This window comes from Agromyces indicus, assembly GCF_031432295.1.
Taxonomy (GTDB): domain Bacteria; phylum Actinomycetota; class Actinomycetes; order Actinomycetales; family Microbacteriaceae; genus Agromyces; species Agromyces indicus.
In genome coordinates this window covers 514,647-535,573 of the sequence record NZ_JAVKGS010000001.1, presented here as the reverse complement: position 1 = coordinate 535,573, position 20,927 = coordinate 514,647, and the positions used below count along the sequence as shown (strand labels likewise).

Genomic DNA, 20,927 nt, shown 5'->3' with positions numbered 1-20,927 from the left:
GAGGCGACGCCGATCACGGCACGCGCTGCAGCCACTCCTCGGTCGCGAACTTGGAGGCCACCAGCGCCTCCGCTTCGGCGAGCTCGTCGGCGGTCACCGAACCGGACGTCGCACCGTACAGCTCGGCGAACGTCTGCTTCAGCCGTTCGATGATCTCGGCCCGCGCGAGGCCCGTCTGCGAGCGGAGCGGATCGACGCGCTTCGCGGCCGACGCGATGCCCTTGTCGCTGATCTTCTCGCGCCCGATGCGCAGCACCTCGAGCATCTTCTCGTTGTCGAGGTCGTACGCCATCGTCACGTGGTGCAGCACGCCGCCCGACCCGAGTCGCTTCTGCGCGGCGCCGCCGATCTTGCCGGCCGGGCTCGCGATGTCGTTCAGCGGCTGGTACGTCGCCTCGATGCCGAGCGCCCGCAGCCCCTGCAGCACCCAGTCGTCGAGGAACGCGTACGAGTCGGCGAAGCTCATGCCCTGCACGAGCTCGGCGGGCACGTACAGCGAATAGGTGACGACGTTGCCCTTCTCCATCATCATCGCGCCGCCGCCCGAGATGCGGCGCACCACGTCGAAGCCGTACTTCGCCGCGCCGTCGGGGTCGACCTCGTTGCGCACGGACTGGAACGAGCCGATGACGACGGCCGACTCCTCCCATTCCCAGAACCGCAGCGTGGGCTTGCGGCGCCCCTCGCCGACCCGCGTGGCGAGCACCTCGTCGAGCGCGAGGTGCAGGCGCGGCGACACGGCGGGATCGTGCACGATCTCCCACTCGTAGTCGGCCCAGGTGGTGGCATCCGTCAACGCCCGGCGCACGGCGACGGCGACCGCCTCGGGCGAGAAGCCCAGCATGACGGCATCGGGCCGCAGCCCCTTGGTGATCGCCGCGGCGATCTGCTTCGCCTCGGATGCGGCGGGCAGCCCCTCGAGCGCCGCGTTGAGGTCGTCGAGCGCCTCGTCGGGCTCGAGGAAGAAGTCGCCCGCGACGCGCGGGTTGCGGATCGCGCCGTCGACCACGTCGAGGTCGACGACCACGAGCTTGCCGCCGGGAACCTTGTACTCACCGTGCATGGGCCCAGCCTACGGACCCGGGGCCGGGCGTAGGCTCGGGCCAGGTCCGATCCGACGACAGAACGGATGCCGCGATGAGCACGCTCCTCCTCGTCCGCCACGGCGAGACCGTCTGGCACGCCGAGCACCGGTACGCGGGCTCGTCCGACGTGGAGCTCACCGACCACGGACGCGCGCAGGCCGACGAGCTCGCCGAGTGGGCCGCCAGGGCGCGCCTCTCGGCGGTCGTCGCCTCGCCGCTGCAGCGGGCGCGCCTCACGGCGGCGCCGTCCGCGGCCGCCACCGGCCTCGACGTGCGGATCGACCCGCGGCTCGTGGAGATCGACTTCGGCGCGGGCGAGGGCCTCACCCCGGGCGAGCTCGACGAGCGGATGCCGGCGGAGTGGGCGGCCTTCGAGCGGCATCCGGCCCGCCAGCCGATGCCCGCCGGCGAGTCGGGGGTCGAGGGCGTCGCGCGGGCACTGCCGGCGCTGCTCGAGCTCGTGGACGAGTTTCCGCACGGGCGCGTGCTCGTGGTCACGCACGCGACGCTCATGCGGCTCGTGCTGTGCGAGCTGCTCGGCATCGACCCCGACCGCTACCGGGAGCTGTTCCCGGTCGTCGAGAACTGCGCGCCGACGATCCTGCGGTTCGAGGAGCTCGGCGGCGAGCGCCGCGCCCGCCTGCTCGGCTTCAACATCCCGCCCCGCCCCTGACCCGCCATCCGCTCGCTCGGGCACCTCCTTTTCTCAGGACCGGCGGCCGATTCGGCGGGTTTCTCAGGACGACACGCCGCGGTCGGCGTGACCCGTCGGCGTGTCGTCCTGAGAAGGGGGTCAGTCGACGGCGAAGCGCTCGTCGAGCCAGCGGACGAGGTCGGCGCGGACCTCCTCGCGGTTGGTCTCGTTGAAGATCTCGTGGCGGGCGCCGTCGTAGACCACGAGGGTGACGTCGACGAGGCCCGACCGACGGGCGTATGCGTTCGCGAGCCGGACGGCGCTCTGCTCGCCGCCGAGCGAGTCGTCGGAGCCGACCATGATGAGCACGGGCAGCTCAGCGGGCAGCGACCGGCGCGGGCGGCCCACCAGCCGGGCGGCCTCGATGAGTCCGAAGAGCTCCTGCAGCGGGACGGCGGTCGTGTACGGGTCGCGCACGAACGCCTCGGCGACGGCCGGGTCGCGCGACAGCCACTCGAGCCCGGTCGTGCCGAGGTGGCGGTGCCGGCGGTTGAGGTCGCCCGAGTTCATGTGCGGCGGCATCCGGTAGGCCGTGCCGGTGAGGACGACGGCGTCGTACTCCTCGGCGGAGCGGTTGACGATGATCTGCGCCATCAGCGAGCCCCATGAGTGGCCGAGCAGCACGAGGGGCACGTCGCCGCCCTCGGTCTCGCGGATGACGCCCGTGAAGCGGTGCACGTCGTCGATCGCGGCGCGCAATCCGCCGGGACCGAGCCGGCCCATGCGGTCGAGGTCGCCGCCGTGCTGCTCGAACCCGGTCTGGCCGTGACCGCGGTGGTCGTCGGCCCACACCGAGTACCCGGCGGCGTTCAGCTCGGCGACGAGTTCGCCGTAGCGGCCGATGTGCTCGCCGACGCCGTGAACGAGCTGCACGACCGCGACCGGCTCGGGCACGCGCCAGTGCTCGTAGTGGATGCGCACCCCGTACGGATCGGTGAACGTCGCCATGCGCTCATCTTGGCATCGACGCGGGGGTGGTGCGGCGGGCGCCGCGCGGCATCCGCTTTACTTAGCATCGCTAATTTGTTATGCTAAGGAACCCATGGGGACGATCGCCGAGCAGAGCACCGCGCTCCGCATGTCGACGCTGCGACTGGCCCGCCGGCTCCGCGCCGAGCGGGTCGACCCGAGCCTGTCCGACGGGCAGTTCGCGGTGCTGGGCTGGCTGCACAAGCGCGGGCCGCTCACGCTGACGCAGCTCGCCGAGCACGAGCGCGTGTCCGCACCCTCGATGAACCGCACGGTCAACTGCCTCGAGGAGTCCGGCTACCTCGTGCGCGAGGCCGATGAGGCCGACCGGCGGCGCAGCAACATCCGCCTCACCGAGGCCGGCCGCGACATCGTCACCACCACCCTCAAGCAGCGCGACGCGTGGCTCACCACGCGCCTTCGAGACCTGTCGAAGGAGGATCGCGCCACCCTCGCCCGAGCCGCCGAACTGATGGGAGACCTCGCCACCCTGTGAAAGCCATGTTCCGCTCCCTCGCGTCGGTCGACTACCGCATCTGGTTCATCGGCGCGCTCATCTCCAACATCGGCGCCTGGATGCAGGCCACGGCCCAGAGTTGGGTCGTGCTCACCGAGCTGACCGACAACGACGCGTTCGCCGTCGGCATCACGATGGCGCTGCAGTTCGCGCCCCAGCTCCTGCTCGTGCCCGTCACCGGGCTCATCGCCGACCGGTTCGAGCGGCGCAAGGTCCTCATGTTCACGCAGTCGGCGCTCATGGCGCTCGGCCTCGCCCTCGGCGCGCTGCTCATCTTCGGCCACGCCGAGCTGTGGCACCTCTACGTCTTCGCCGGCCTCCTCGGCATCGTCAACGCCGTCGACCTGCCCGCCCGCCAGACGTTCGTCGCCGACCTCGTGTCGTCGTCGAACATGTCGAACGCGGTCGCCCTGAACTCCGCCTCGTTCAACGCCGCCCGCATGATCGGGCCGGCGCTCGCGGGCCTGCTCATCGTCCTCGTCGGCTCCGGCTGGGTGTTCGTCATCAACGCGATCACGTTCGTGGCGGTGCTCGTGGCGCTCGCCAAGCTGCGCGGTTCGAGGCTGCGACGGATGCCGCGGGCGCCGCGCGAGCGCGGCCAGTTCGTCGCCGGCTTCCGCTACGCCGCAGGCCGCCCCGACCTCGTGGTCGTGTTCGTCATCGTGTTCCTCGTCGGCGCGTTCGGCATGAACTTCCCCATCTTCGCCTCGACCATGGCCGTCGAGTTCGGCCGCGGCGCGGGCGAGTACGGGCTGCTGTCGTCGATCCTCGCCATCGGTTCGCTCACCGGCGCGCTGCTCGCCGCCAAGCGCGAGCGCGCCCGCATGCGCGTGATCATCGCGGCGGTCGCGTTCTTCGGCGTCGCCGCGACGGTGGCGTCCGTCATGCCCACGTACTGGCTGTTCGCCGCGTCGACGGTGTTCATCGGCTTCACCGTGGTGACCATGCTGACCACGGCGAACGGCTACGTGCAGACCACGACCGACCCGCTGCTGCGCGGCCGCGTGATGGCGCTGTACATGGCGATCCTCTCCGGCGGCACGCCCATCGGCGCGCCGATCGTGGGCGCCGTGGCGAACGCCTGGGGTCCGCGCTGGGCGCTCGGCGTCGCCGCCGTCGCGGCCGGTATCGCCGCGCTGATCGGGATCGGCTGGCTCATCGTCGCGCGCGGGCTGCGGGTCGTCCGGCATCCGGCCGACGGGTGGATGCCGCGCTTCGGACTCGACTACGCCGAGGCGCCGACCGCGGCGATCGCGGTGCCGGTCACCCGTCCGGTCGCGGTCACCCGGCCGGATGCGACGCCCACGGCGGCGCCGTCCGCGGCGCACGTCGCCGCGCGACGCACCGGCCCGCTCTCCCTCGGGCCGACCCCCGGCCGACCGGCTCGAGCGGGAACGGCACCCGACCGGGCGTGAGCTGCGCGCGGGTGCGGCTGCCGCGCCGGGCGGATCAGTGGCCGTGCGCGAGCTGCTGCAGCGCGACGACGGCGAGACCGAGGGCGACGAGCGCGCCCAGCGCCACCAACTGCTTCCACCACTCGGCGCGCGTGCGGCGCACGGCGACGAACCCGATGAGGCCGAGCGTCACGAGGTAGAGGATCGAGGCGGCTCGCAGCGCGGGCTCGAGATCGAACAGCCCGAACGCGGCGAGTGCCAGCACCACGAGCGGTCCCGCCGCGGAGGCGATCGCGGTGCCCGAGACGCGCAGCATCCGGCCGACCTCCGCCCGGTTGGGGAATCCGCCGTGCACGGCGACGTGGGCGACCACATCGGCGACGAAGCCCGCCGCCGTGATCGCGACGATGCCGATGAACAGCGTGGCGGTGGCGCGCGCCGCCCCGACATGCTCCACGTTCTCGAGCTGCACGAGCACGATCGCGAGACCCGTGAAGCTCGCGTACACGCGTTCCTTCAGCGCCTCGGCGAGTTCCTCGCGCGGCCGCCGCGAGCGCTCCCGGTGAAGCCGGTGGGCTCGACCGTGACGCGCGGGATGGCCCACCACCGCGGCGCCGTCGACGTCGATCGCATCAGGACGACCCGCCGGTGGCGCGGCCACCCCGTCGGACGCCCCCGCCCTCTCGTCCATGAGCGTCACGGTAGCATCCGCCCCGGTCGCCGACGCGGACGTTCTGGGAGGATCGTCGCATGACCGAGACCCGGCCCCTCCTCGTGACCGTGCCCGGCGCGACGCTCCGTCGCGCGCTCGAGCAGACACGCGGCGGCGTGCCCGACGGGGTCGAGCTGGTCGAGTGGGACCTGGCCGGCCCGCCCCCCGGCGCGGCATCCGGTCGCCGCATCGACGTGGTGGTGCCGCCGTACATGGGGGCGTCCGCCCGCCTCGGCGCGCTCGAGGGGCTCGACGTGGGCCTCGTGCAGTCGCAGTCGATCGGGTACGACGACATCGCCGCGGCGCTGCCCCCGGGGCACGTGTTCGCCAACGCGGCATCCGTGCACGAGACCTCGACGGCCGAGCTCGCGGTGGGCCTCGCGATCGCGGCGCAGCGCGGCCTGCCCGACTTCGTGCGAGCGGCGACCGAGGGGCGATGGGCACCGGCGCGCCACGCGAGCCTCGCAGACCGACGCGTGCTCCTCCTCGGCTACGGCGGCGTGGGCCGGGCGATCGAGGCCCGCCTCGCGCCGTTCGAGGTCGAGCTGACGCGCGTCGCGAGCCGTGCGCGCGACGACGACGCCGGCCGCGTCCACGGCATCGACGAACTGTCCGCGCTGCTCCCCCGAGCCGAGATCGTGATCGTGGTCGTGCCGTTGACGGATGCCACGGCCGGCCTCGTCGACGCCGAGTTCCTCGCCGCGCTGCCCGACGGTGCGCTCGTGGTGAACGTCGCTCGGGGGCCGGTCGCCGACACGGACGCGATCCTCGCCGAGGCGTCCAGCGGGCGGCTCCGCTTCGCGCTCGACGTCACCGATCCCGAGCCCCTGCCCGACGGGCACCCGCTCTTCGCGCTGCCGAACGTGCTGATCTCCCCGCACGTCGGCGGCGCCACGACCGCGATGATGCCGCGCATGGCACGGCTGCTGCGAGACCAGATCGAACGGATGCGACGCGGCGAGGAGCCGCGGAACGTCGTGCTCCGCACCTGATCGCCCGAGCGACCGACGCGTCAGCCGACGAGGCGGACCGAGTTGAAGCCGGAGCCGATCGCATTCCCGGTGGTCCACGATGACGGCCCCGTGCGGACGTACCGCCAGAGCACGCCGGACGGGTCGCGCGCGATCAGCACGCGATCACCGCCGGTCACGGCGGTGAAGGTGCACCACCCGGAGCCGATCGCGCCGCTGTTGCGCAGCGACCCGTTGCCGGTGCCGGAGTAGAGGTGCAGGTCGTACCCGCAGGCGATCGTCTGGCCCTCGTCGTTGGCGCTCGGGGTGGAGACGACGTCGGCGCGCCCGTCGAAGTCGAGGTCGCCCGCGCCGACCACGTGCTGGAAATCGGCGAAGCCGGTGCCGATGACTCGCGGCGTCAGCCATCCGCCACGACCGTTGCCGGGGTAGAACAGCAGCTGTCCCTGGGGGTCGCGGGCTGCGACATCGGGCGCGCCGTCGCTGTTGAGGTCGCCGGCGCCGAACACCGAGATGAACCCCTGCCAGCCGCGCCCCGCCTGGTACGGCGCGAGCCACCCGCCGGTGCCGTTGCCGGGGTAGACGAAGAGGTCGCCCGCGGCGTTGATCGCCATCACGTCGGCACGGCCGTCGCCGGTGAAGTCCCCGGGGACGAAGGCGCGGTCGAACCCGCTCCAACCGGTGCCGATCCGCACTCCGCCCGTCAGCGAACCGCTGCCGGTGGCCCGGTACATGAGCAGATCGCCCGACTCGCTGATCGCGAGGGTGTCGTCGATGCCATCACCGGAGAAGTCCCGCTCGGGGCCGGACCCCTGCGCGGCGACCACGGCGGCGACCGGTCCGCCAAGGGGTGCGGCCGTCGCCGGGGCGGCGACGGCGACGAGCGGTCCCACGAGGGCCGCGATGCCCGCGAGGGCGATCAGCGAACGACGATGGCGAGCGTGCGGCAGTGCGGTCATCAGGGTCTCCCGAACGTCCCGGATCCGGCAGGGTTCGCCCAATGTACCCCTGTTCGGGGTACATCCGCATCCGCCAGGACGCGCGGAACCTCAGGTGACGATGCGCAGGTTGCTCCAACCGGTGCCGACGACCACGGGCGAGGCCCACGAGGCGGGTCCGGTGCGCACGTATCGGAGCAGGGTACCGGAGGCGTCGCGGGTGATGAGGACGCGGTCGCCGCCGCCCATCACGGTGTTGAAGGGGCACCATCCCGAGCCGATCGCCCCGGAGCGGGCGAACCCGCCGCGCCCGCTGCCGGAGTAGAGCAGGAGGTCGGCGCCGCTGCCGCAGCCCGGGGCCGGACCCTCGACCTCGCCGTAGGCGACGGCGAGCACGTCGGCGGCTCCGTCGAAGTCCATGTCCCCCGCCGCGGAGAGGAACTTCAGCCGGCCCCAGCCCGAGCCGATCTGGGTGGGAGGCAGCCACCCGCCGGCGCCGTTGCCGGGATAGAGCAGCAATCGACCGGAGGCGTCGCGGCCGATCACGTCGCTCGTGCCGTCGCCGTTGAAGTCGCCCGCGCCGAGGATCGCGGTGAACCCCTGCCAGCCGTAGCCGACGCGACCGCCGCCGAGCCAGCCGCCGTTGCCGTCGCCCCGGTACAGGAAGAGGTCGCCGCCGAGGTCGCGTGCCATCACGTCGGGGCGGCCGTCGCCCGAGAAGTCGCCCACGGCGAAGACGAGGTCGAAGTTGGCCCACCCGTTGCCGACGCGGGTACCCGCGCGAAGCGGACCGGCCTCGGTGCCCCGGTAGAGGAGCAGTTCGCCGGTCCCGCCGATGGCGAGCACGTCGGCGACGCCGTCGCCGTCGAAGTCGCGGTCCGGCCCGCCGTTCGGCACCTGCGGCGCCATCATGGGTCGGACGGGCGCCGTCGCGGGTGCGGCAGCGGGCATCGCGGAGGCCGGGGGGCCGGTGATCGCCGTCGTGAAGAGGAGTGCAGCGCCCGCGCCCGTCGCGAGGAGACGCGCGAACCGGGGAACGGTCGATGGCGGACGGTGCGGCATGACGACCTCCAGCAGGGTTGGGTCCGCAGGGTGCGTCCACGATACCGGCGTGGTACCGGTGCCGCCATGATCCGGGCGCGCGAGCCCTGAGGCGGCGCCGACCACGGCCGGGGCCTACGATCGGGGGACACCCCGACGGAAGGTCGACATGGCCACTACGGCAGAACCCCGGGTCGCGCTCTACTTCGACTTCGACAACATCGTCATCTCCCGGTACGACCAGTTGCACGGCGACAGCTCGTATCGCAAGGACACCAGCCGCACCAAGACGGTCGCTCCCGGCACCCAGGCGTGGAAGCGCCTGCAGCAGGCCACGGTCGACATCGACGCCGTGCTCGACTTCGCGGCGACGTTCGGCACGATCGCGATCGCCCGCGCCTACGCGGACTGGTCGACGCCGGTCAACGCCAGCTACCGCGGCCAGCTCATCGACCGCGCGGTCGACCTCGTCCAGCTGTTCCCGCTCTCGGCGACGAAGAACGGCGCCGACATCCGCCTCTCGGTCGACGCGATCGAGGACCTCTTCATGATCCAGGACCTGTCGCACATCGTGATCGTCGCGGGCGACTCGGACTACGTCGCCCTCGCGCAGAAGGCCAAGAAGCTCGGCCGCTACGTCGTCGGCATCGGCGTCGCCGGCGGCACGAGCCGAGCGCTCACGGCCGCCTGCGACGAATACGCCGACTACGACGCGCTGCTGGCCACGGATGCGGCGGTCGCGGACGACGAGGACCGCGCCACGTCGAGAGGCGCCGAGCCGAAGTCGTCGACGACCGGCGCGCCCGAGCCCGGGCCGGCAGCCGAGCCGACGCCCGCGCCCGCGCGCCGTCGGCGCGCCTCGTCGAAGTCGGTGACGGATGCCGCATCCGTTGACGCGGCGCCCGAGAGCACCGCGCCCGCCGAGGCGGCGGCGCCCAAGGGCTCCCCCAGGGCGGTGCAGTTCGTCGCCCCCGTCGAGCCCGCTGCGGACGACGCGGCCGCCGGCACCACGCGCAACCCGGGTCGGCTGCTCCTCAAGGCGCTCGAGCTGCTGCGCGCGAAGAACGACCAGGAGTGGCAGGGGTCGAGCGCCGTCAAGAACCAGATGCTGCGCATGGACCCGTCGTTCCAGGAGCGACGGCTGGGCTTCCCGACGTTCACCGACTTCCTGAAGTCGCGCGGCGGCGTCGTCGAACTCGACGAGACGCCGGGGAACAACCGGGTGCGCATCCGCCCGAAGAAGGGCTGATCGGAGGCGGCCCGCAGCCGGCTCAGCGTTCCGAGTCGGGCTTCCCGGTCGGGCCGTAGATCACGATCGCCACGATGGGGATGATCAGGAACCACAGCCACGACCACACGAAGCCGCCGGCGAACCCGAACAGGAAGAACAGCGCCAACGCGAGGAACGGCGTGAGCGCCATCACCGTGTCGCCGACCCGTCCGCCGAGCGCGCGGGAGGTGCGCGCCGGCCCGGCCGCGAGTGCGGCGGAGGCGGGCGGCGGCGGGAGGGGCGGCCCCGGCGTCCCGGTGGCGGCCGACGCCGCGGGGGCTGCGGCCCACGGCTCGGACTCCCACGAGGGTCCGGCCGAGGGCAGGTCGGCGAACAGCGGCACGAGGTCGCCGCGCGTCACCGCCGCGCGCGCGGCGGCGGCGCGTTCGTCGAACTCGGGCGAGGTGATCCGGCCCTCGACGTGGAACTCGGAGAGCCGCGTGACGGCCTCCTCCCGCTCCGCGGTGCTCAGTCGTTCGTCGGGCCGGTCCGGGTTGGCGTATCCGCTCATGCGCCCAGCGTGCCCGATCCGCTCGGGCGCGCGAAGGGGCGAACGGCCCGCGGTCGATGCGCGCGGCCGTCCGCCCCGAAGCGCGGGTCAGGCGCCGACGCCGGTCGCGTTCGCGCCCGGCTCGTCCTCGGTGCCGCCCTCGAGCGCGCCGCTCGCGTCGGGCACGCCCGGGACCTCGCCGTCCTCGGTGGGCGGCGGCTGGATGTTGTACGACGACATGTCGTCCGGGGGCGTGTCCTCGTCGCCGCCCTCGGCCGGCTGGTCGGGGTGGCGGCGCTCGTCGGGGGCACCGCCCTCGCCGAAGCCCTCGGCGGGTTCCTGCGGGTGCTCGCCGCCCCGGGGCGTGTTGATGTCGCTCACGTTCGCACTCCCTCCGCGGCGCGGGCGCGCCGTCGCTCCCAGTCTGCGCGGGCCGGCTGACGGCTGTCAGGGGGTTGCGCGACCGGCCCGTCGGGCTGAGGATCGACCCGGCCGGGTCCGACCGCATCGGCTACGGTGTCAGACGAGACGTCGGAACGAGGGGGGATGGTGCAGCGCCAGGTCCCGAACCCGCGTGAGCTCGCCGAGCTCCTGCGGTTCAAGCGACCCACGCTGAACCCGACCGATCGCCGCCTCGAGCGGGCGCTCACGATCGCCGACCTGCGCGACATCGCGAGGCGCCGTACGCCGAAGGCGCCGTTCGACTACACCGAGGGTGCGGCCGAGGGCGAGATCTCGCTCGCGCGCGCACGGCAGGCATTCCTCGACATCGAGTTCCACCCGTCGATCCTGCGGAACGTGCCCGTCGTCGACACGAGCCGCGAGGTCCTCGGCGGCACGAGCGCGCTGCCGTTCGGCATCGCCCCCACGGGCTTCACGCGCCTGATGCAGGCCGAGGGCGAGGAGGCCGGGGCCGCTGCGGCCGGCGCGGCCGGCATCCCGTTCACGCTCTCCACGCTCGGCACCACGTCGATCGAGGGCGTGAAGGCGGCGAACCCCACCGGGCGCAACTGGTTCCAGCTCTACGTCATGAAGCAGCGCGAGATCTCGTACGGCCTCGCCGAACGCGCGGCCGCGGCCGGGTTCGACACGCTGCTCTTCACCGTCGACACCCCGGTCGCCGGCGCACGACTGCGCGATCGGCGCAACGGCTTCTCGATCCCGCCGCAGCTCACCCTGGGCACGATCCTGGACGCCCTCCCCCGCCCGGGATGGTGGATCGACTTCCTCACCACGCCCAAGCTCGAGTTCGCCTCGCTCTCCTCCACCGGCGGAACCGTGGCCGAACTGCTCGACGCGGCGATGGACCCGACCATCTCGTTCGCCGACCTCGACGAGATCCGCGAGCTCTGGCCCGGGAAGATCGTCGTCAAGGGCGTGCAGACCGTCGAGGACGCCAAGCTCCTCGCCGACACCGGCGTCGACGGCATCGTGCTCTCCAACCACGGCGGCCGCCAGCTCGACCGCGCGCCCGTGCCGTTCCTGCTCCTGCCCGACGTGGTGCGCGAGGTCGGCGACGACCTCGAGGTGCACCTCGACACCGGCATCATGTCCGGCGCCGACATCGTGGCATCCGTCGCCCTCGGCGCCCGCTTCACCCTCGTCGGCCGCGCATACCTCTACGGCCTCATGGCGGGCGGTCGCCGCGGCGTGGACCGCGCGATCGACATCCTGCGCAGCGAGATCGTGCGCACCATGAAGCTGCTCGAGGTCGCGACGCTCGACGAGCTGACCCCGAAGCACGTGACCCAGCTCACCCGGCTCGTTCCCATCGCGCGGCCCACGGCGCTGGCCGCCGAGGCCGCGTCCGAGCGGATGCCGGTGCAGCTGTGAGCGGCGGAGGCGCAGCGCGCCGCTTCGCGATCGGGTCGTACACCCCCGACGGCCCGGGACCCGGGCTGCACCTCGTCGAGCGGTCCGCCGACGGCGAGTGGCGGGTCCTCGCGTCGGCCGAGGCGTCGAACGCGTCGTTCGTCGCACGATCGGGTGACCTGCTCGTCGCGGTCGGCGAGGACGAGTCCGGGTCGGTCTCGACCTTCCACGCCGTCGGCGACGCGATCGAACCGGTCGACTCGGTCGAGCACGGCGAGACGCACCCGTGCCACGTCGCCGTCGATGCGGCGGCGGGGGTCGTGCTCGTCGCCAACTACGGCAGCGGCTCGGTCACGGCGGTGCCGGTCGACGCGGCGGGGTGGCTCGGCCGGCCCTCCACGCTGGCGCTGCCCCCGCGAACCGGCCCGGTGGCCGACCGGCAGGAGGCACCCCATGCGCACCAGGTCGTCCCCACCCCGTGGGGCACGCACGTGGTCAGCGACCTCGGCGGCGACGCCGTCCACGAGTTCGTCATCGACCCGGCCGAGACGACGGATGCCGCGACGGCGACCCTCCGCATCGTGCGCACCATCGAGCTCGCGCCGGGCACGGGCCCGCGCCACCTGCTCGTCCGCGACGGCGTCCTCCACGTCGTCGGCGAGCTCGACGGGCGCCTCCACTCGTTCGAGGTCGACGCGACCTCGGCACGCGCGGCCGGCACCGAGCCCGCCGTGGTCCGGCCGCCTGCCGATGATGACGACGTCGTCCAGCCGTCGCACCTCGACGTGGCCCCCTCGGGACGGCAGTTCACCGTGACGGTCCGCGGTCGCGACGCGGTGTCCGTGTTCGATGCGACGGATGCCGCGCACCCGCGCGTTGCCGCCGAACACCCCATCGGCGCCCGCTGGCCGCGCCACCACGCGCACCTCGACGACCGGACGGTCGTCGTCGCCGCTCAGGAGGGCGATGCGCTCGTCGAGGTGGACCTCGTCACGGGCGGGACGCGCCGCGCGCTCGACCTCACCGCGCCCGCCTGCATCCTGCCGCTCGACTGAGCGACGGCGCGGCATCCGCTCAGTCGGCGTCGATGAGCTCGAGCAGCTTCTTCGCGGCGTCGCGGATGTCGTCGTGGCCGTACTGGCCCGCCCGGCTCTCCAGGGAGATCACGGCGCAGCGGTGCACCTTCGAGAAGTCGCCGTACGGGAACGTATAGGCGCCCTTCGTCTCGTCCTTCTCGTCGTCGTCGACCCCGAGGTGCCAGTGCCGGTACTCCGTCCACCCCTCGCGGTCGATGAAGCGGTTCTCGTCGGCAGCGGCGGGCGCGTGCTCGCTCCAGTCGTCGCGCTCGTCGCGCACCACCCGGCCGTCGCGGACCAGCGACCGGGCATGCCGCAGCGCCGTCTCGTTCAGCCGGGTGGCCACGTCACGCCGCCCGCTTCATCCGGCGGACCCGCGTCTTCGCCGTCTTACGGGCCTGCTTCTGGTCGGTGGGCGTGGTCAGTCCGGCGAGCGCGGTGCGGAACGCGCTGAACACGGCCATGCGCGACGGCTGCTTCACCTGCGCCCGCTGCTGCTTGATCGTGCCGGACCGGCTGCCCTTCTTCGACGCGTCCTTCGACGATGCGCGGCCGCCCGCGGTGCCGTAGCGCACCGAGACGCGCTCGAGCCGGGCCGACGAGCGCCGGGCGACGCGCTTGGCGGCGTGGGGACGATCGGATGTCGCACGCTTCGCGTCGTCGATCCGGGCCTGCTCGGCCTTCGCCGCGGCCTTCACCTTCGACTTGGCCGGTTCCGGCAGCGAGGAGGCGAGCTTGCTCGTCTCCTTGCCGGCCTTCCGAGCTTCCTTCACGGCACGCTTCGCGGCCCGTCGGGCCTCGCGGTCGGTCGTGGTCTTCGTCATGCGCGATCCTCCTCCTACTTCTTCAGCACCCGCAGCGCGGAACCCTTGTGCGCGGCACGCGCGCCGGTCTTCTCGCTCTCGACGATGAACGCGGGTTCGTCGGAGTTCGCCGTGAACCGCTGCCCCTCGAACGTGAAGTCCGACGTGCGGCGCTCGACGACCCTGCCCCTGGTGCGTCCCTGCGACGTGGCCCAGCTCACCCGGTCGTTGACGGCGACCATGCACTCCCCTTCGCGTCGCGGCGGACCGGTGCCGGCCGCCTCCTCGTGAGGCTACGCCGGGCGGCAGCCGCACCCAACCCCTTGACGGGTCGCGGCGACGCCGTGCGCGGGCACGCGCGCCGTGCCTACGATGACGCCATGGACGTGCCATCGATGTGGAACCTCGACGGTCGCGTGGCGATCGTCAGCGGCGCCGGCAGCCCGCACGGCATCGGATTCGCGACCGCCCGTGCGCTCGGCGAACTGGGCGCCGGGCTCGTGCTCACCGCCACGAGCGAGCGCGTGCACGAGCGTGCCGAGGAGCTCCGGCGGGCGGGGATCACGGCGACCGCGATCATCGCCCGCCTCGACGTCGAGGAGCAGGTCGAGGACCTGGCCGCGGAGCTGGCCTCCGCCGGCATCCGCCCCACCATCGTCGTGAACAACGCGGGCATGATCGCCTCGGGGGATCCGGAGATGCTGCACGGCGACGGCACCATGAGCCTCGCCGACTGGAATGCGCACCTCGCGATGAACCTGACCACGGCGTTCCTGCTGACCCGTGCGATGCTCCCGGGCATGCGCGACGTCGGGTGGGGCCGCGTCGTCTGCATCTCGAGCGTCTCGGGCCCGCTGATGGCGTCGCGCGGGGACGTCGGCTACGCCACCGCCAAGGCCGGCATGCTCGGCTACGTGCGGGCGCTCGCGGTCGACGAGGCGGTCTTCGGCATCACGGCGAACGCCGTCGCGCCGGGCTGGATCGCCACCGCGAGCCAGCTGCCGAGCGAGGCGGAGGAGGGGATGCTCGTCCCCGTCGCCCGCAGCGGCCGCCCCGACGAGGTGGCCTCCGCGGCCGCGTGGCTCGCGACGCCCGGGGCCTCGTACGTGACCGGCCAGCTCATCGCCGTCGACGGCGGCAACACCGTCGCCGAGGAGCGGCGCTGAGTCACGCGGTCCGGCCGGGGTCGGTCATGCCGGCACGGTCTGTGGCGGTGGCGCTCGGCCACACGTACGGCAGGTCGGGCGGCACGTCGGCGGCCGTCTCGGCGTAGTACACCGGGTCCTTGCGGAGCAGGTTCGACCGGTGGGAACGGTGGAAGGCCTCGTCGCCGACCCACGGCGGGACGACGATGTCGCCCGCGCGGTACCGCTTCCCGTCCGCCGCCACCACGTCGAGCTCGACCAGCGTCTTCGGCCGGCACGTGTCGGCGTGACCGCGACGCTCCCACTCGTCGCAGACGGCGTCCTGGTAGGCCATGAGCGCCGGTCGATGGCCGCGCCACATCTTCACCACCGGATGGTGCCGCCAGCCGTAGCCCGGGATCGTCAGCGCGCGCATCACCTGCAGGGTCTCGACGCGCTGCTTGCCCAATCGCACCGAGTCGAGCGCGGCCGCGCTGCGATCGAAGTCGGCGAAGGGGAGGAACGTCTGCATCGCATGCCTCCCCCGCGCCCGCGGCGCCTCGCGTCCGCGGCGCCTCGCGTCCGCGGCGCCTCGCGTCCGACCACGCTAGGCGTGGAAGGGCGACGGGCGCGACGGGTTGACTCCGCCGCGCCCACCCCGGTTCAGTTGGCGAGCCGGAGGCCGTTCCAGCCCGAGCCGATGAGCGTCGAGCCGCGCCATCCGCCCTGCCCGTCGCCGCGGTAGAGGAAGAGCCGGCCGAAGGAGTCCCGCGCGATCAGGTCGGGTACCCAGTCACCCGAGAAGTCACCGGCTCCGGCGATGGCGGTGAAGCCCTGCCAGCCGGAGCCCACCTGGCGCTTGGGGAGCCAGCCGCCCGAACCGTTGCCGGGGTAGAGCCAGAGCCGGCCGGCCGAATCGCGCGCGAGCACGTCGACGTGCTGGTCGCCGTCGAAGTCGCCGGGTCCGATGAGGGCGGTGAACCCCTGCCAGCCGGACCCGATCACCCTGGGTCGGTCGCGGAAGCCGTCGACGCCGTTGCCCGGGTAGAGGAGGAGTGCGCCGGCCCGATCGCGCGCCATCACGTCGACGAAGCCGTCGCCGTCGAAGTCACCCGGGGCGAACACGCTCGTGAAGCCGCCCCATCCGGGGCCGAGCTTGACGGACCCCGCCCACCCGCGATTGCCGTTCCCCCGGTACAGCCACAGATCGCCGGCCGTCGACCGCCCGATCAGGTCGGTGTACCCGTCGTTGGAGAAGTCGCCGACCGGGAAGACGATGTCGAGGGTGTTCCACCCGAAGCCGACCTGGTCGCCGGGGGCGGCCCACCCGCCGTTGCCGTTCCCGGCGTACATCAGCAGCTTGCCGGTCGAGTTGATCGCCAGGACGTCGTCCCGCCAGTCGCCGGAGAAGTCGCGGTTCGGCCCGTCGACCGCGCGCTCGAGCCGGAGGTCGACGCGCTGCTCCTGCCCCTCGTTGACGAGGACCACCCCGGACGGCGCCAGCCCGACGCCGCGCTCGGTGACGGCGAACCCCCGGACCACGTAGTAGTCCGGACCCAGCCCGCTGAACGAGAAGGTGCCGTCGGCGGCGACCTCCGCCTCGGCGACGTTCACCCAGTCCCCGCGGTCCCAGTCGTAGACGTGCAGCCAGACGTACTGGTCGAGTGCCACGAGTCCCGCCGGCAGGCCGGTCATCCGGCCGGTGATCGTCGAGACGAGCTGCATGACCGCGTCGATCCCCTCGACCACGGCGCCCTCTCCCAACTCGATGGGCACGGGCGCACGGTACTCCGTGGCCCGCTGCCAGAACTGTGTCGCGTACCGCTCCTGCGGATCGACGAACTCCACGATCCAGCGGTCGGCCACCTCGTCGATGCCGGAGATCTCCCACCGGCCGTCCGCCCCGGACACGACCTGCCGCATCGCGACCGGGATCTCCGGCTGGTCGTCCGAGTACCCGTACGCGGTGACGGTGATCCCCGCGAGCGGCGCATCGTCCATGTTCTGCACCGCGCCGCGCAGGATCGCACCGTCGGCGACGACCTCGGAGGCCGCGGACGACGTGTCGACCGCGTGACCCGTCGCGCTCGTCGCGCCGTCGGGCGCCCCGTCCAGCGGCCCCGGCGGCGCGGCGGGCGACTCGACGGCCGCCGCCTCGAGGAGCGCAGCCGGATCCCGATCGGGTTCCGATACGGCCGAGGCCGGGGCCGCGGCGAGCTGCAGGGTGGTGAGGATGAGCGCCCCGCTGAGGAGGCCGGACAGGGTGCGGGACAGGGCCGCAGATCTGCGCGACATCGTCGCCTTTCCGCACACGTGGTGTTCGGGAGCCACGCTGCTAGCGCGAACGTAGCAGCGCCGGACCGCCCCGCGAGGCCACCGCCGCACTTGTCACCCGAACGGGGGGCGCAAGAGGCGCCCCGAGGTCACTCCCGCGCGGCACCCGGCATCGGACGGCGGCGGTCCGGCGCGTGGGCACCCGCCCGCCGTCCGCGTCCGAACCGCAGGGCCAGCCCCCACCGCGTCACGCGGAGCATCGCCTCGAGCACGATGTCGACGCTCATCTTCGAGCTGCCTCGCTCGCGCTCGACGAACGTGATGGGCACCTCGACGATGCGCAGCCCGGCGAGCGCCGCGTGCCACGTCATGTCGACCTGGAACACGTATCCGCGGGTGTGCACCTCCTCGAGGTGCAGGTCGCGCAGCGCCTCGGCGCGGAAGACCCGGTAGCCCGCGGTCGCGTCGCGCACCGGCAGGCGCAGCATCCACCGGGAGTAGGCGCTTCCCGCGCGCGAGAGCCAGATGCGACGCGTCGGCCAGTTCACGACCGCACCGCCGGGCACCCAGCGCGAGCCGATGACGACGTCGGCGGGCCGGCCCGCGGCATCCGTCGACTCGAGGCCCGCCAGGAGCTGCGGCAACTGCTCGGGCAGGTGCGACCCGTCGGCGTCGAGCTGCACCACGGGGTCGTGTCCGCGCGCGAGGGCCCAGTCGAACGCGGCGAGGTACGCGGCGCCCAGCCCGGCCTTGCCCGCCCGGTGCAGCACGTGCACCGCGGCATCCGCTCGCGCCAGCTCGTCGGCGAGTTCGCCGGTGCCGTCGGGCGAGTTGTCGTCGACCACGAGCACGGATGCCGCCGGCACCGCCGCACGCACGCGCGCGACGATCTCGGCGAGGTTGTCGCGCTCGTTGTAGGTGGGGATCACCACCAGCGGCCCGGTCATGCGTGGCTCCTCAGGTCGCGACGGCACGAGTGGAATCGTACCCGCGCTCCGCACGGGGTCCGAACCCGCGGATGCCGCCGCCGACCCCCAGTCCGGGGCGCCCGCCATAGCACGCCGGGGTGTGCGACCGGCCGGTCGGCGCCCACCCTTGCCCGGGGGCCCGCGGGGTGCTGGACTTGCGCCACACCACACCACGCACCAGGGGGACGTATGCCGTACATCGAAGTGGGAACCGAGAACTCCGCACCGATCGAGCTCTACTACGAGGACCACGGCGTCGGCCAGACCGTCGTGATGATCCACGGCTACCCGCTCGACGGGCAGTCGTGGGAGAAGCAGCAGCGGGCCCTGCTCTCGTCGCGCCACCGCGTGATCACCTACGACCGCCGCGGGTTCGGCCGGTCGAGCAAGCCCGCGACGGGCTACGACTACGACACGTTCGCCGCCGACCTGAAGGTCCTCCTCGACACCCTCGACCTCACAGAGGTCGCGCTCGTCGGGTTCTCGATGGGCACGGGCGAGGTCGCACGCTACCTCGGCGCCCACGGCAGCGCCCGCGTCGCGAAGGCCGCCTTCCTCGGGTCGCTGCAGCCGTACCTGCGGCAGAGCGACGACAACCCCGCCGGAGCGGCACCCGACTTCGACGGGCTGAAGGCGCAGGCCGAGGAGGACCGGTTCGCCTGGTACGACTCGTTCTTCGAGAACTTCTACAACCTCGACGAGAACCTCGGCTCTCGCATCTCGGAGGCGGCCGTGCGCGGCAGCTGGGCGACCGCGGCGCAGGCCTCGTGGTACGCCGCGTCGGCGTGCGTCGACACCTGGCTCACCGACTTCCGCGGCGACATCGAGCGCATCGACGTGCCGTCGCTCATCCTGCACGGCACCGCGGACCGGATCCTGCCCATCGACGCGACCGCCCGGGAGTTCGCGAAGCGCCTCCCCGCCGCGCAGTACGTCGAGATCCCGGGCGCCCCGCACGGCCTGCTGTGGACGCACGCCGACGAGGTCAACGCGGCGCTGCTGACGTTCCTCGCGGACTCGCTCGAGTAGCGGGCTAGCCGCGCAGCGCCTCCACCAACTGGGCCTTCGGCATGCGCGAGTAGCCGGTCAGTCCGCGCTCCTTGGCGATCGCGCGCAGCTCGGCGACGGTCTTCTTCGCGAGGTCGTCGGCGGATGCCGCGCTGGCCGAGCGCTTCGGCGCGGCCGGCTGCTTCGGGGCGGCGGGCTTCTTCGCGGCGGCCGCCTTCTTCGGGGCGGCCGGGGCCGACTCGGCGGCGGCCGGCTGCGGTGCCGCCGCGGCACGGGCCGCAGCCGTCGCCTCCTCGGGCGTCGTGTCGGCGGGCTCCGCCCGGGTCGACGTCGAGCCGTCGGCCGTGCCGCGCTTGCGCAGCTTGTCGAGGCTGCGCTCGAGGTCGCGGACCTTCGCCCGCGCCGCCTTGTCGGCCTGCTTCGCGAGCCGCGCCGCTTCGGCGACGGCGGCCTTCGCGGCCTCGACGGCCTTCGCGGCGGCCTTCTGGGCGGACCTCGCCGCCGTGTCGGCCTGCGCCGCGGCATCCGTCGACGAGCTCGTTGACGCGGCCTTCGCCTTCGCGCCGGACTTCTTGTCGGACTTCTTGTCGGCCTTCTTGCGCGCCATCGTCGCACCTCCGGTCATCGCGATCCTGGGTCTCGCTGCATCGTAGCGCGGCGGTCGCGGGGGCGCCGGGCGACGACCTCGGCCCGGCACGCGAACGGGCGGATGCCGCGGGCTCGCACCCGTGGCATCCGCCCGCTCGATCAGCCGACTGCGGTGCGTTCGCTCAGCGACGCAGCTCGAGCGTGCAGCACTTCACGCCGCCGCCGCCGAGCAGCAGCTCGGACAGGTCGACGCCGATGGGGTGGTAGCCGGCGTCGCGGAGCTGCTGCTCGAAGCCCTTGGCGCGTGCGGCGATGACGACATTGCGGCCGTCGCTGTAGGAGTTGAGGCCGAGCACCGCGGCGTCCTCCTCGGAGACGAGGATCGCGTCGGGGTATCGCTCGCGGAGGATCTCGAGCGACGGCTCGTCGAACGCGCTCGGCAGGTAGGCGATGTGCTCCTGGCCGGGGCGGGAGTCGAGCACGGCGATCGCGGTGTCGAGGTGGTAGAAGCTCGGGTTGACGAGGTTCAGCGTGACGACCTCGCGGCCCGTGATGCGGCGCAGCTCGTCGTGGCTCGACGAGTCGCTGCGGAAGCCGGTGCCCGCGAGGATCACGTCGCCGACCAGGAGGAAGTCGCCCTCGCCCTCGTTGGTCTCGACGGGCTCGCGCACGTCGAAGCCGGCCTGGCGGAACCAGTCCATGTACGCGGGGCCCTCGGCCGCGCGCTGCTCGTGGGTGAACTTCGCCCCGTAGGCGATGCCGTCGATCACGGTGCCGCCGTTGGCCGCGTACACCATGTCGGGCAGGCCCTCGACGGGGTCGATGAGGTGCACGTCGAACCCGAGCCCGACGTAGGTGTCGTGCAGCACCTGCCACTGCTGGACCGCGAGCGCGGTGTCGGTGGGCTTGGCCGGGTCCATCCACGGGTTGATCTGGTAGACCACGGTGAAGTGCTCGGGGCGGCACATCAGCACGGTCTTCTTCGACGGGGTGCGCTCGGGTGCGGCGGTTCGGGTCTCGGTCTCGATCACAGTCGACATCTCACTCCTCATGAGGTGTTCGGGAGCCGAGCACGGCGGCGCGCCGCCGACCCGGCCGGTGGGGTGTCGGCGGACCAGGTCGCTCTTGTCGAGCCCCGACGGCGTGCTCGGGATGCACGCGCGGCGGGACGCCACCTCCAGTGTGCGACGAAC

24 protein-coding genes are annotated in these 20,927 nt (G+C 73.0%); 9 read left to right on the top strand and 15 right to left on the bottom strand.

Features of this window, described 5'->3' with window-relative positions; all coding sequences use genetic code 11:
* Positions 1-13: 13 nt before the first annotated feature.
* Positions 14-1,063 carry a lipoate-protein ligase LplAB gene (gene lplAB, locus RH861_RS02555; protein ID WP_310519616.1) on the bottom strand — a complete coding sequence of 350 codons (1,050 nt, stop codon included), beginning with the start codon at positions 1,061-1,063 and terminating at the stop codon, positions 14-16.
* A gap of 74 nt (positions 1,064-1,137) precedes the next feature.
* Here lplAB and RH861_RS02550 point away from each other — a divergent pair, with 74 nt between their 5' ends.
* Positions 1,138-1,758 carry a histidine phosphatase family protein gene (locus RH861_RS02550; protein ID WP_248597922.1) on the top strand — a complete coding sequence of 207 codons (621 nt, stop codon included), beginning with the start codon at positions 1,138-1,140 and terminating at the stop codon, positions 1,756-1,758.
* Positions 1,759-1,878: 120 nt separating this feature from the next.
* On the opposite strand, the gene RH861_RS02545 is transcribed toward RH861_RS02550, so the two are convergent.
* Positions 1,879-2,727: an alpha/beta fold hydrolase gene (locus tag RH861_RS02545; protein WP_310519615.1), complete on the bottom strand. Its 849-nt coding sequence runs from the start codon at positions 2,725-2,727 to the stop codon at positions 1,879-1,881.
* Between the two features lie 94 nt (positions 2,728-2,821).
* On the opposite strand from RH861_RS02545, the gene RH861_RS02540 reads away from it, so the two are divergent.
* Together RH861_RS02540 and RH861_RS02535 are read left to right on the top strand one after the other, a co-directional pair.
* Positions 2,822-3,244 (top strand): MarR family winged helix-turn-helix transcriptional regulator, encoded by a 423-nt coding sequence (locus RH861_RS02540; RefSeq protein WP_310519614.1) that lies wholly within the window; start codon positions 2,822-2,824, stop codon positions 3,242-3,244.
* Between the two features lie 5 nt (positions 3,245-3,249).
* Entirely contained in the window at positions 3,250-4,680 is a 1,431-nt protein-coding gene (locus RH861_RS02535) for an MFS transporter (protein WP_310519613.1), read from the top strand.
* Between the two features lie 34 nt (positions 4,681-4,714).
* On the opposite strand, the gene RH861_RS02530 is transcribed toward RH861_RS02535, so the two are convergent.
* Positions 4,715-5,350 carry a hypothetical protein gene (locus RH861_RS02530; RefSeq protein WP_310519612.1) on the bottom strand — a complete coding sequence of 212 codons (636 nt, stop codon included), beginning with the start codon at positions 5,348-5,350 and terminating at the stop codon, positions 4,715-4,717.
* Positions 5,351-5,409: 59 nt separating this feature from the next.
* Between RH861_RS02530 and RH861_RS02525 the strand changes: the two genes are divergently transcribed.
* Positions 5,410-6,363: a 2-hydroxyacid dehydrogenase gene (locus tag RH861_RS02525; RefSeq protein ID WP_310519611.1), complete on the top strand. Its 954-nt coding sequence runs from the start codon at positions 5,410-5,412 to the stop codon at positions 6,361-6,363.
* A 20-nt stretch (positions 6,364-6,383) separates the two neighbouring features.
* Here RH861_RS02525 and RH861_RS02520 read toward each other — a convergent pair whose 3' ends face one another.
* Together RH861_RS02520 and RH861_RS02515 are read right to left on the bottom strand one after the other, a co-directional pair.
* Positions 6,384-7,301, bottom strand: coding sequence for an FG-GAP repeat domain-containing protein (locus tag RH861_RS02520; protein ID WP_310519610.1), 918 nt, complete (start codon positions 7,299-7,301; stop codon positions 6,384-6,386).
* 90 nt (positions 7,302-7,391) lie between these two features.
* Positions 7,392-8,342, bottom strand: a complete 951-nt coding sequence (locus RH861_RS02515) for an FG-GAP repeat domain-containing protein (RefSeq protein ID WP_310519609.1) — start codon at positions 8,340-8,342, stop codon at positions 7,392-7,394.
* A 148-nt stretch (positions 8,343-8,490) separates the two neighbouring features.
* On the opposite strand from RH861_RS02515, the gene RH861_RS02510 reads away from it, so the two are divergent.
* Positions 8,491-9,570 (top strand): NYN domain-containing protein, encoded by a 1,080-nt coding sequence (locus RH861_RS02510; protein WP_310519608.1) that lies wholly within the window; start codon positions 8,491-8,493, stop codon positions 9,568-9,570.
* Between the two features lie 22 nt (positions 9,571-9,592).
* Here RH861_RS02510 and RH861_RS02505 read toward each other — a convergent pair whose 3' ends face one another.
* Together RH861_RS02505 and RH861_RS02500 are read right to left on the bottom strand one after the other, a co-directional pair.
* Entirely contained in the window at positions 9,593-10,102 is a 510-nt protein-coding gene (locus RH861_RS02505; RefSeq protein ID WP_310519607.1) for a DUF1707 SHOCT-like domain-containing protein, read from the bottom strand.
* An 87-nt stretch (positions 10,103-10,189) separates the two neighbouring features.
* The gene (locus RH861_RS02500) at positions 10,190-10,462 is read right to left on the bottom strand and encodes a hypothetical protein (RefSeq protein ID WP_067946763.1); all 273 of its coding nucleotides are present in this window, start codon (positions 10,460-10,462) and stop codon (positions 10,190-10,192) included.
* 165 nt (positions 10,463-10,627) lie between these two features.
* On the opposite strand from RH861_RS02500, the gene RH861_RS02495 reads away from it, so the two are divergent.
* Positions 10,628-11,914 carry an alpha-hydroxy acid oxidase gene (locus RH861_RS02495; protein WP_310519606.1) on the top strand — a complete coding sequence of 429 codons (1,287 nt, stop codon included), beginning with the start codon at positions 10,628-10,630 and terminating at the stop codon, positions 11,912-11,914.
* Complete coding sequence (locus tag RH861_RS02490) at positions 11,911-12,948, top strand: lactonase family protein (RefSeq protein WP_310519605.1); 1,038 nt, start codon at positions 11,911-11,913, stop codon at positions 12,946-12,948. Before RH861_RS02495 ends, RH861_RS02490 begins: the two co-directional genes overlap by 4 nt.
* A gap of 19 nt (positions 12,949-12,967) precedes the next feature.
* On the opposite strand, the gene RH861_RS02485 is transcribed toward RH861_RS02490, so the two are convergent.
* From RH861_RS02485 to RH861_RS02475, 3 genes are read right to left on the bottom strand one after another with little or no spacing between them, the layout of a single operon-like run.
* Positions 12,968-13,315 (bottom strand): hypothetical protein, encoded by a 348-nt coding sequence (locus tag RH861_RS02485; RefSeq protein WP_310519604.1) that lies wholly within the window; start codon positions 13,313-13,315, stop codon positions 12,968-12,970.
* Between the two features lies 1 nt (position 13,316).
* Positions 13,317-13,793, bottom strand: coding sequence for a hypothetical protein (locus RH861_RS02480; RefSeq protein ID WP_310519603.1), 477 nt, complete (start codon positions 13,791-13,793; stop codon positions 13,317-13,319).
* Positions 13,794-13,807: 14 nt separating this feature from the next.
* On the bottom strand, positions 13,808-14,014 hold the full coding sequence (locus tag RH861_RS02475) for a hypervirulence associated TUDOR domain-containing protein (protein WP_310519602.1): 207 nt from the start codon (positions 14,012-14,014) through the stop codon (positions 13,808-13,810).
* A 138-nt stretch (positions 14,015-14,152) separates the two neighbouring features.
* On the opposite strand from RH861_RS02475, the gene RH861_RS02470 reads away from it, so the two are divergent.
* On the top strand, positions 14,153-14,938 hold the full coding sequence (locus RH861_RS02470) for an SDR family NAD(P)-dependent oxidoreductase (protein ID WP_310519601.1): 786 nt from the start codon (positions 14,153-14,155) through the stop codon (positions 14,936-14,938).
* Position 14,939: 1 nt separating this feature from the next.
* Here the strand turns inward: RH861_RS02470 and RH861_RS02465 are convergent, their stop codons facing one another.
* The 3 genes from RH861_RS02465 to RH861_RS02455 form a co-directional block, all read right to left on the bottom strand.
* Positions 14,940-15,428 (bottom strand): MSMEG_6728 family protein, encoded by a 489-nt coding sequence (locus RH861_RS02465; RefSeq protein ID WP_310519600.1) that lies wholly within the window; start codon positions 15,426-15,428, stop codon positions 14,940-14,942.
* A gap of 131 nt (positions 15,429-15,559) precedes the next feature.
* Entirely contained in the window at positions 15,560-17,191 is a 1,632-nt protein-coding gene (locus RH861_RS02460) for an FG-GAP repeat domain-containing protein (protein ID WP_310519599.1), read from the bottom strand.
* A gap of 128 nt (positions 17,192-17,319) precedes the next feature.
* Complete coding sequence (locus tag RH861_RS02455) at positions 17,320-18,117, bottom strand: polyprenol monophosphomannose synthase (protein ID WP_310519598.1); 798 nt, start codon at positions 18,115-18,117, stop codon at positions 17,320-17,322.
* Between the two features lie 210 nt (positions 18,118-18,327).
* Here RH861_RS02455 and RH861_RS02450 point away from each other — a divergent pair, with 210 nt between their 5' ends.
* Positions 18,328-19,167, top strand: coding sequence for an alpha/beta fold hydrolase (locus RH861_RS02450; protein ID WP_310519597.1), 840 nt, complete (start codon positions 18,328-18,330; stop codon positions 19,165-19,167).
* 4 nt (positions 19,168-19,171) lie between these two features.
* Here RH861_RS02450 and RH861_RS02445 read toward each other — a convergent pair whose 3' ends face one another.
* Both RH861_RS02445 and ddaH read right to left on the bottom strand, forming a co-directional pair.
* On the bottom strand, positions 19,172-19,771 hold the full coding sequence (locus RH861_RS02445; protein ID WP_310519596.1) for a Rho termination factor N-terminal domain-containing protein: 600 nt from the start codon (positions 19,769-19,771) through the stop codon (positions 19,172-19,174).
* A gap of 145 nt (positions 19,772-19,916) precedes the next feature.
* The gene (gene ddaH / locus RH861_RS02440) at positions 19,917-20,774 is read right to left on the bottom strand and encodes a dimethylargininase (protein WP_248597906.1); all 858 of its coding nucleotides are present in this window, start codon (positions 20,772-20,774) and stop codon (positions 19,917-19,919) included.
* Positions 20,775-20,927: the final 153 nt, after the last annotated feature.

Bases quoted from the DNA above. Each gene is read 5' to 3' on its own strand.
- lplAB (WP_310519616.1), bottom strand. From the start codon at position 1,063: ATGCACGGTGAGTACAAGGTTCCCGGCGGCAAGCTCGTGGTCGTCGAC.
- RH861_RS02480 (WP_310519603.1), bottom strand. From the start codon at position 13,793: ATGACGAAGACCACGACCGACCGCGAGGCCCGACGGGCCGCGAAGCGT.
- RH861_RS02460 (WP_310519599.1), bottom strand. From the start codon at position 17,191: ATGTCGCGCAGATCTGCGGCCCTGTCCCGCACCCTGTCCGGCCTCCTC.
- RH861_RS02540 (WP_310519614.1), top strand. From the start codon at position 2,822: ATGGGGACGATCGCCGAGCAGAGCACCGCGCTCCGCATGTCGACGCTG.
- RH861_RS02545 (WP_310519615.1), bottom strand. From the start codon at position 2,727: ATGGCGACGTTCACCGATCCGTACGGGGTGCGCATCCACTACGAGCAC.
- RH861_RS02445 (WP_310519596.1), bottom strand. From the start codon at position 19,771: ATGACCGGAGGTGCGACGATGGCGCGCAAGAAGGCCGACAAGAAGTCC.
- RH861_RS02465 (WP_310519600.1), bottom strand. From the start codon at position 15,428: ATGCAGACGTTCCTCCCCTTCGCCGACTTCGATCGCAGCGCGGCCGCG.
- RH861_RS02505 (WP_310519607.1), bottom strand. From the start codon at position 10,102: ATGAGCGGATACGCCAACCCGGACCGGCCCGACGAACGACTGAGCACC.
- RH861_RS02455 (WP_310519598.1), bottom strand. From the start codon at position 18,117: ATGACCGGGCCGCTGGTGGTGATCCCCACCTACAACGAGCGCGACAAC.
- RH861_RS02470 (WP_310519601.1), top strand. From the start codon at position 14,153: ATGGACGTGCCATCGATGTGGAACCTCGACGGTCGCGTGGCGATCGTC.
- RH861_RS02550 (WP_248597922.1), top strand. From the start codon at position 1,138: ATGAGCACGCTCCTCCTCGTCCGCCACGGCGAGACCGTCTGGCACGCC.
- RH861_RS02515 (WP_310519609.1), bottom strand. From the start codon at position 8,342: ATGCCGCACCGTCCGCCATCGACCGTTCCCCGGTTCGCGCGTCTCCTC.
- RH861_RS02520 (WP_310519610.1), bottom strand. From the start codon at position 7,301: ATGACCGCACTGCCGCACGCTCGCCATCGTCGTTCGCTGATCGCCCTC.
- RH861_RS02535 (WP_310519613.1), top strand. From the start codon at position 3,250: ATGTTCCGCTCCCTCGCGTCGGTCGACTACCGCATCTGGTTCATCGGC.
- RH861_RS02510 (WP_310519608.1), top strand. From the start codon at position 8,491: ATGGCCACTACGGCAGAACCCCGGGTCGCGCTCTACTTCGACTTCGAC.
- RH861_RS02525 (WP_310519611.1), top strand. From the start codon at position 5,410: ATGACCGAGACCCGGCCCCTCCTCGTGACCGTGCCCGGCGCGACGCTC.
- ddaH (WP_248597906.1), bottom strand. From the start codon at position 20,774: ATGTCGACTGTGATCGAGACCGAGACCCGAACCGCCGCACCCGAGCGC.
- RH861_RS02530 (WP_310519612.1), bottom strand. From the start codon at position 5,350: ATGGACGAGAGGGCGGGGGCGTCCGACGGGGTGGCCGCGCCACCGGCG.
- RH861_RS02450 (WP_310519597.1), top strand. From the start codon at position 18,328: ATGCCGTACATCGAAGTGGGAACCGAGAACTCCGCACCGATCGAGCTC.
- RH861_RS02495 (WP_310519606.1), top strand. From the start codon at position 10,628: ATGGTGCAGCGCCAGGTCCCGAACCCGCGTGAGCTCGCCGAGCTCCTG.
- RH861_RS02475 (WP_310519602.1), bottom strand. From the start codon at position 14,014: ATGGTCGCCGTCAACGACCGGGTGAGCTGGGCCACGTCGCAGGGACGC.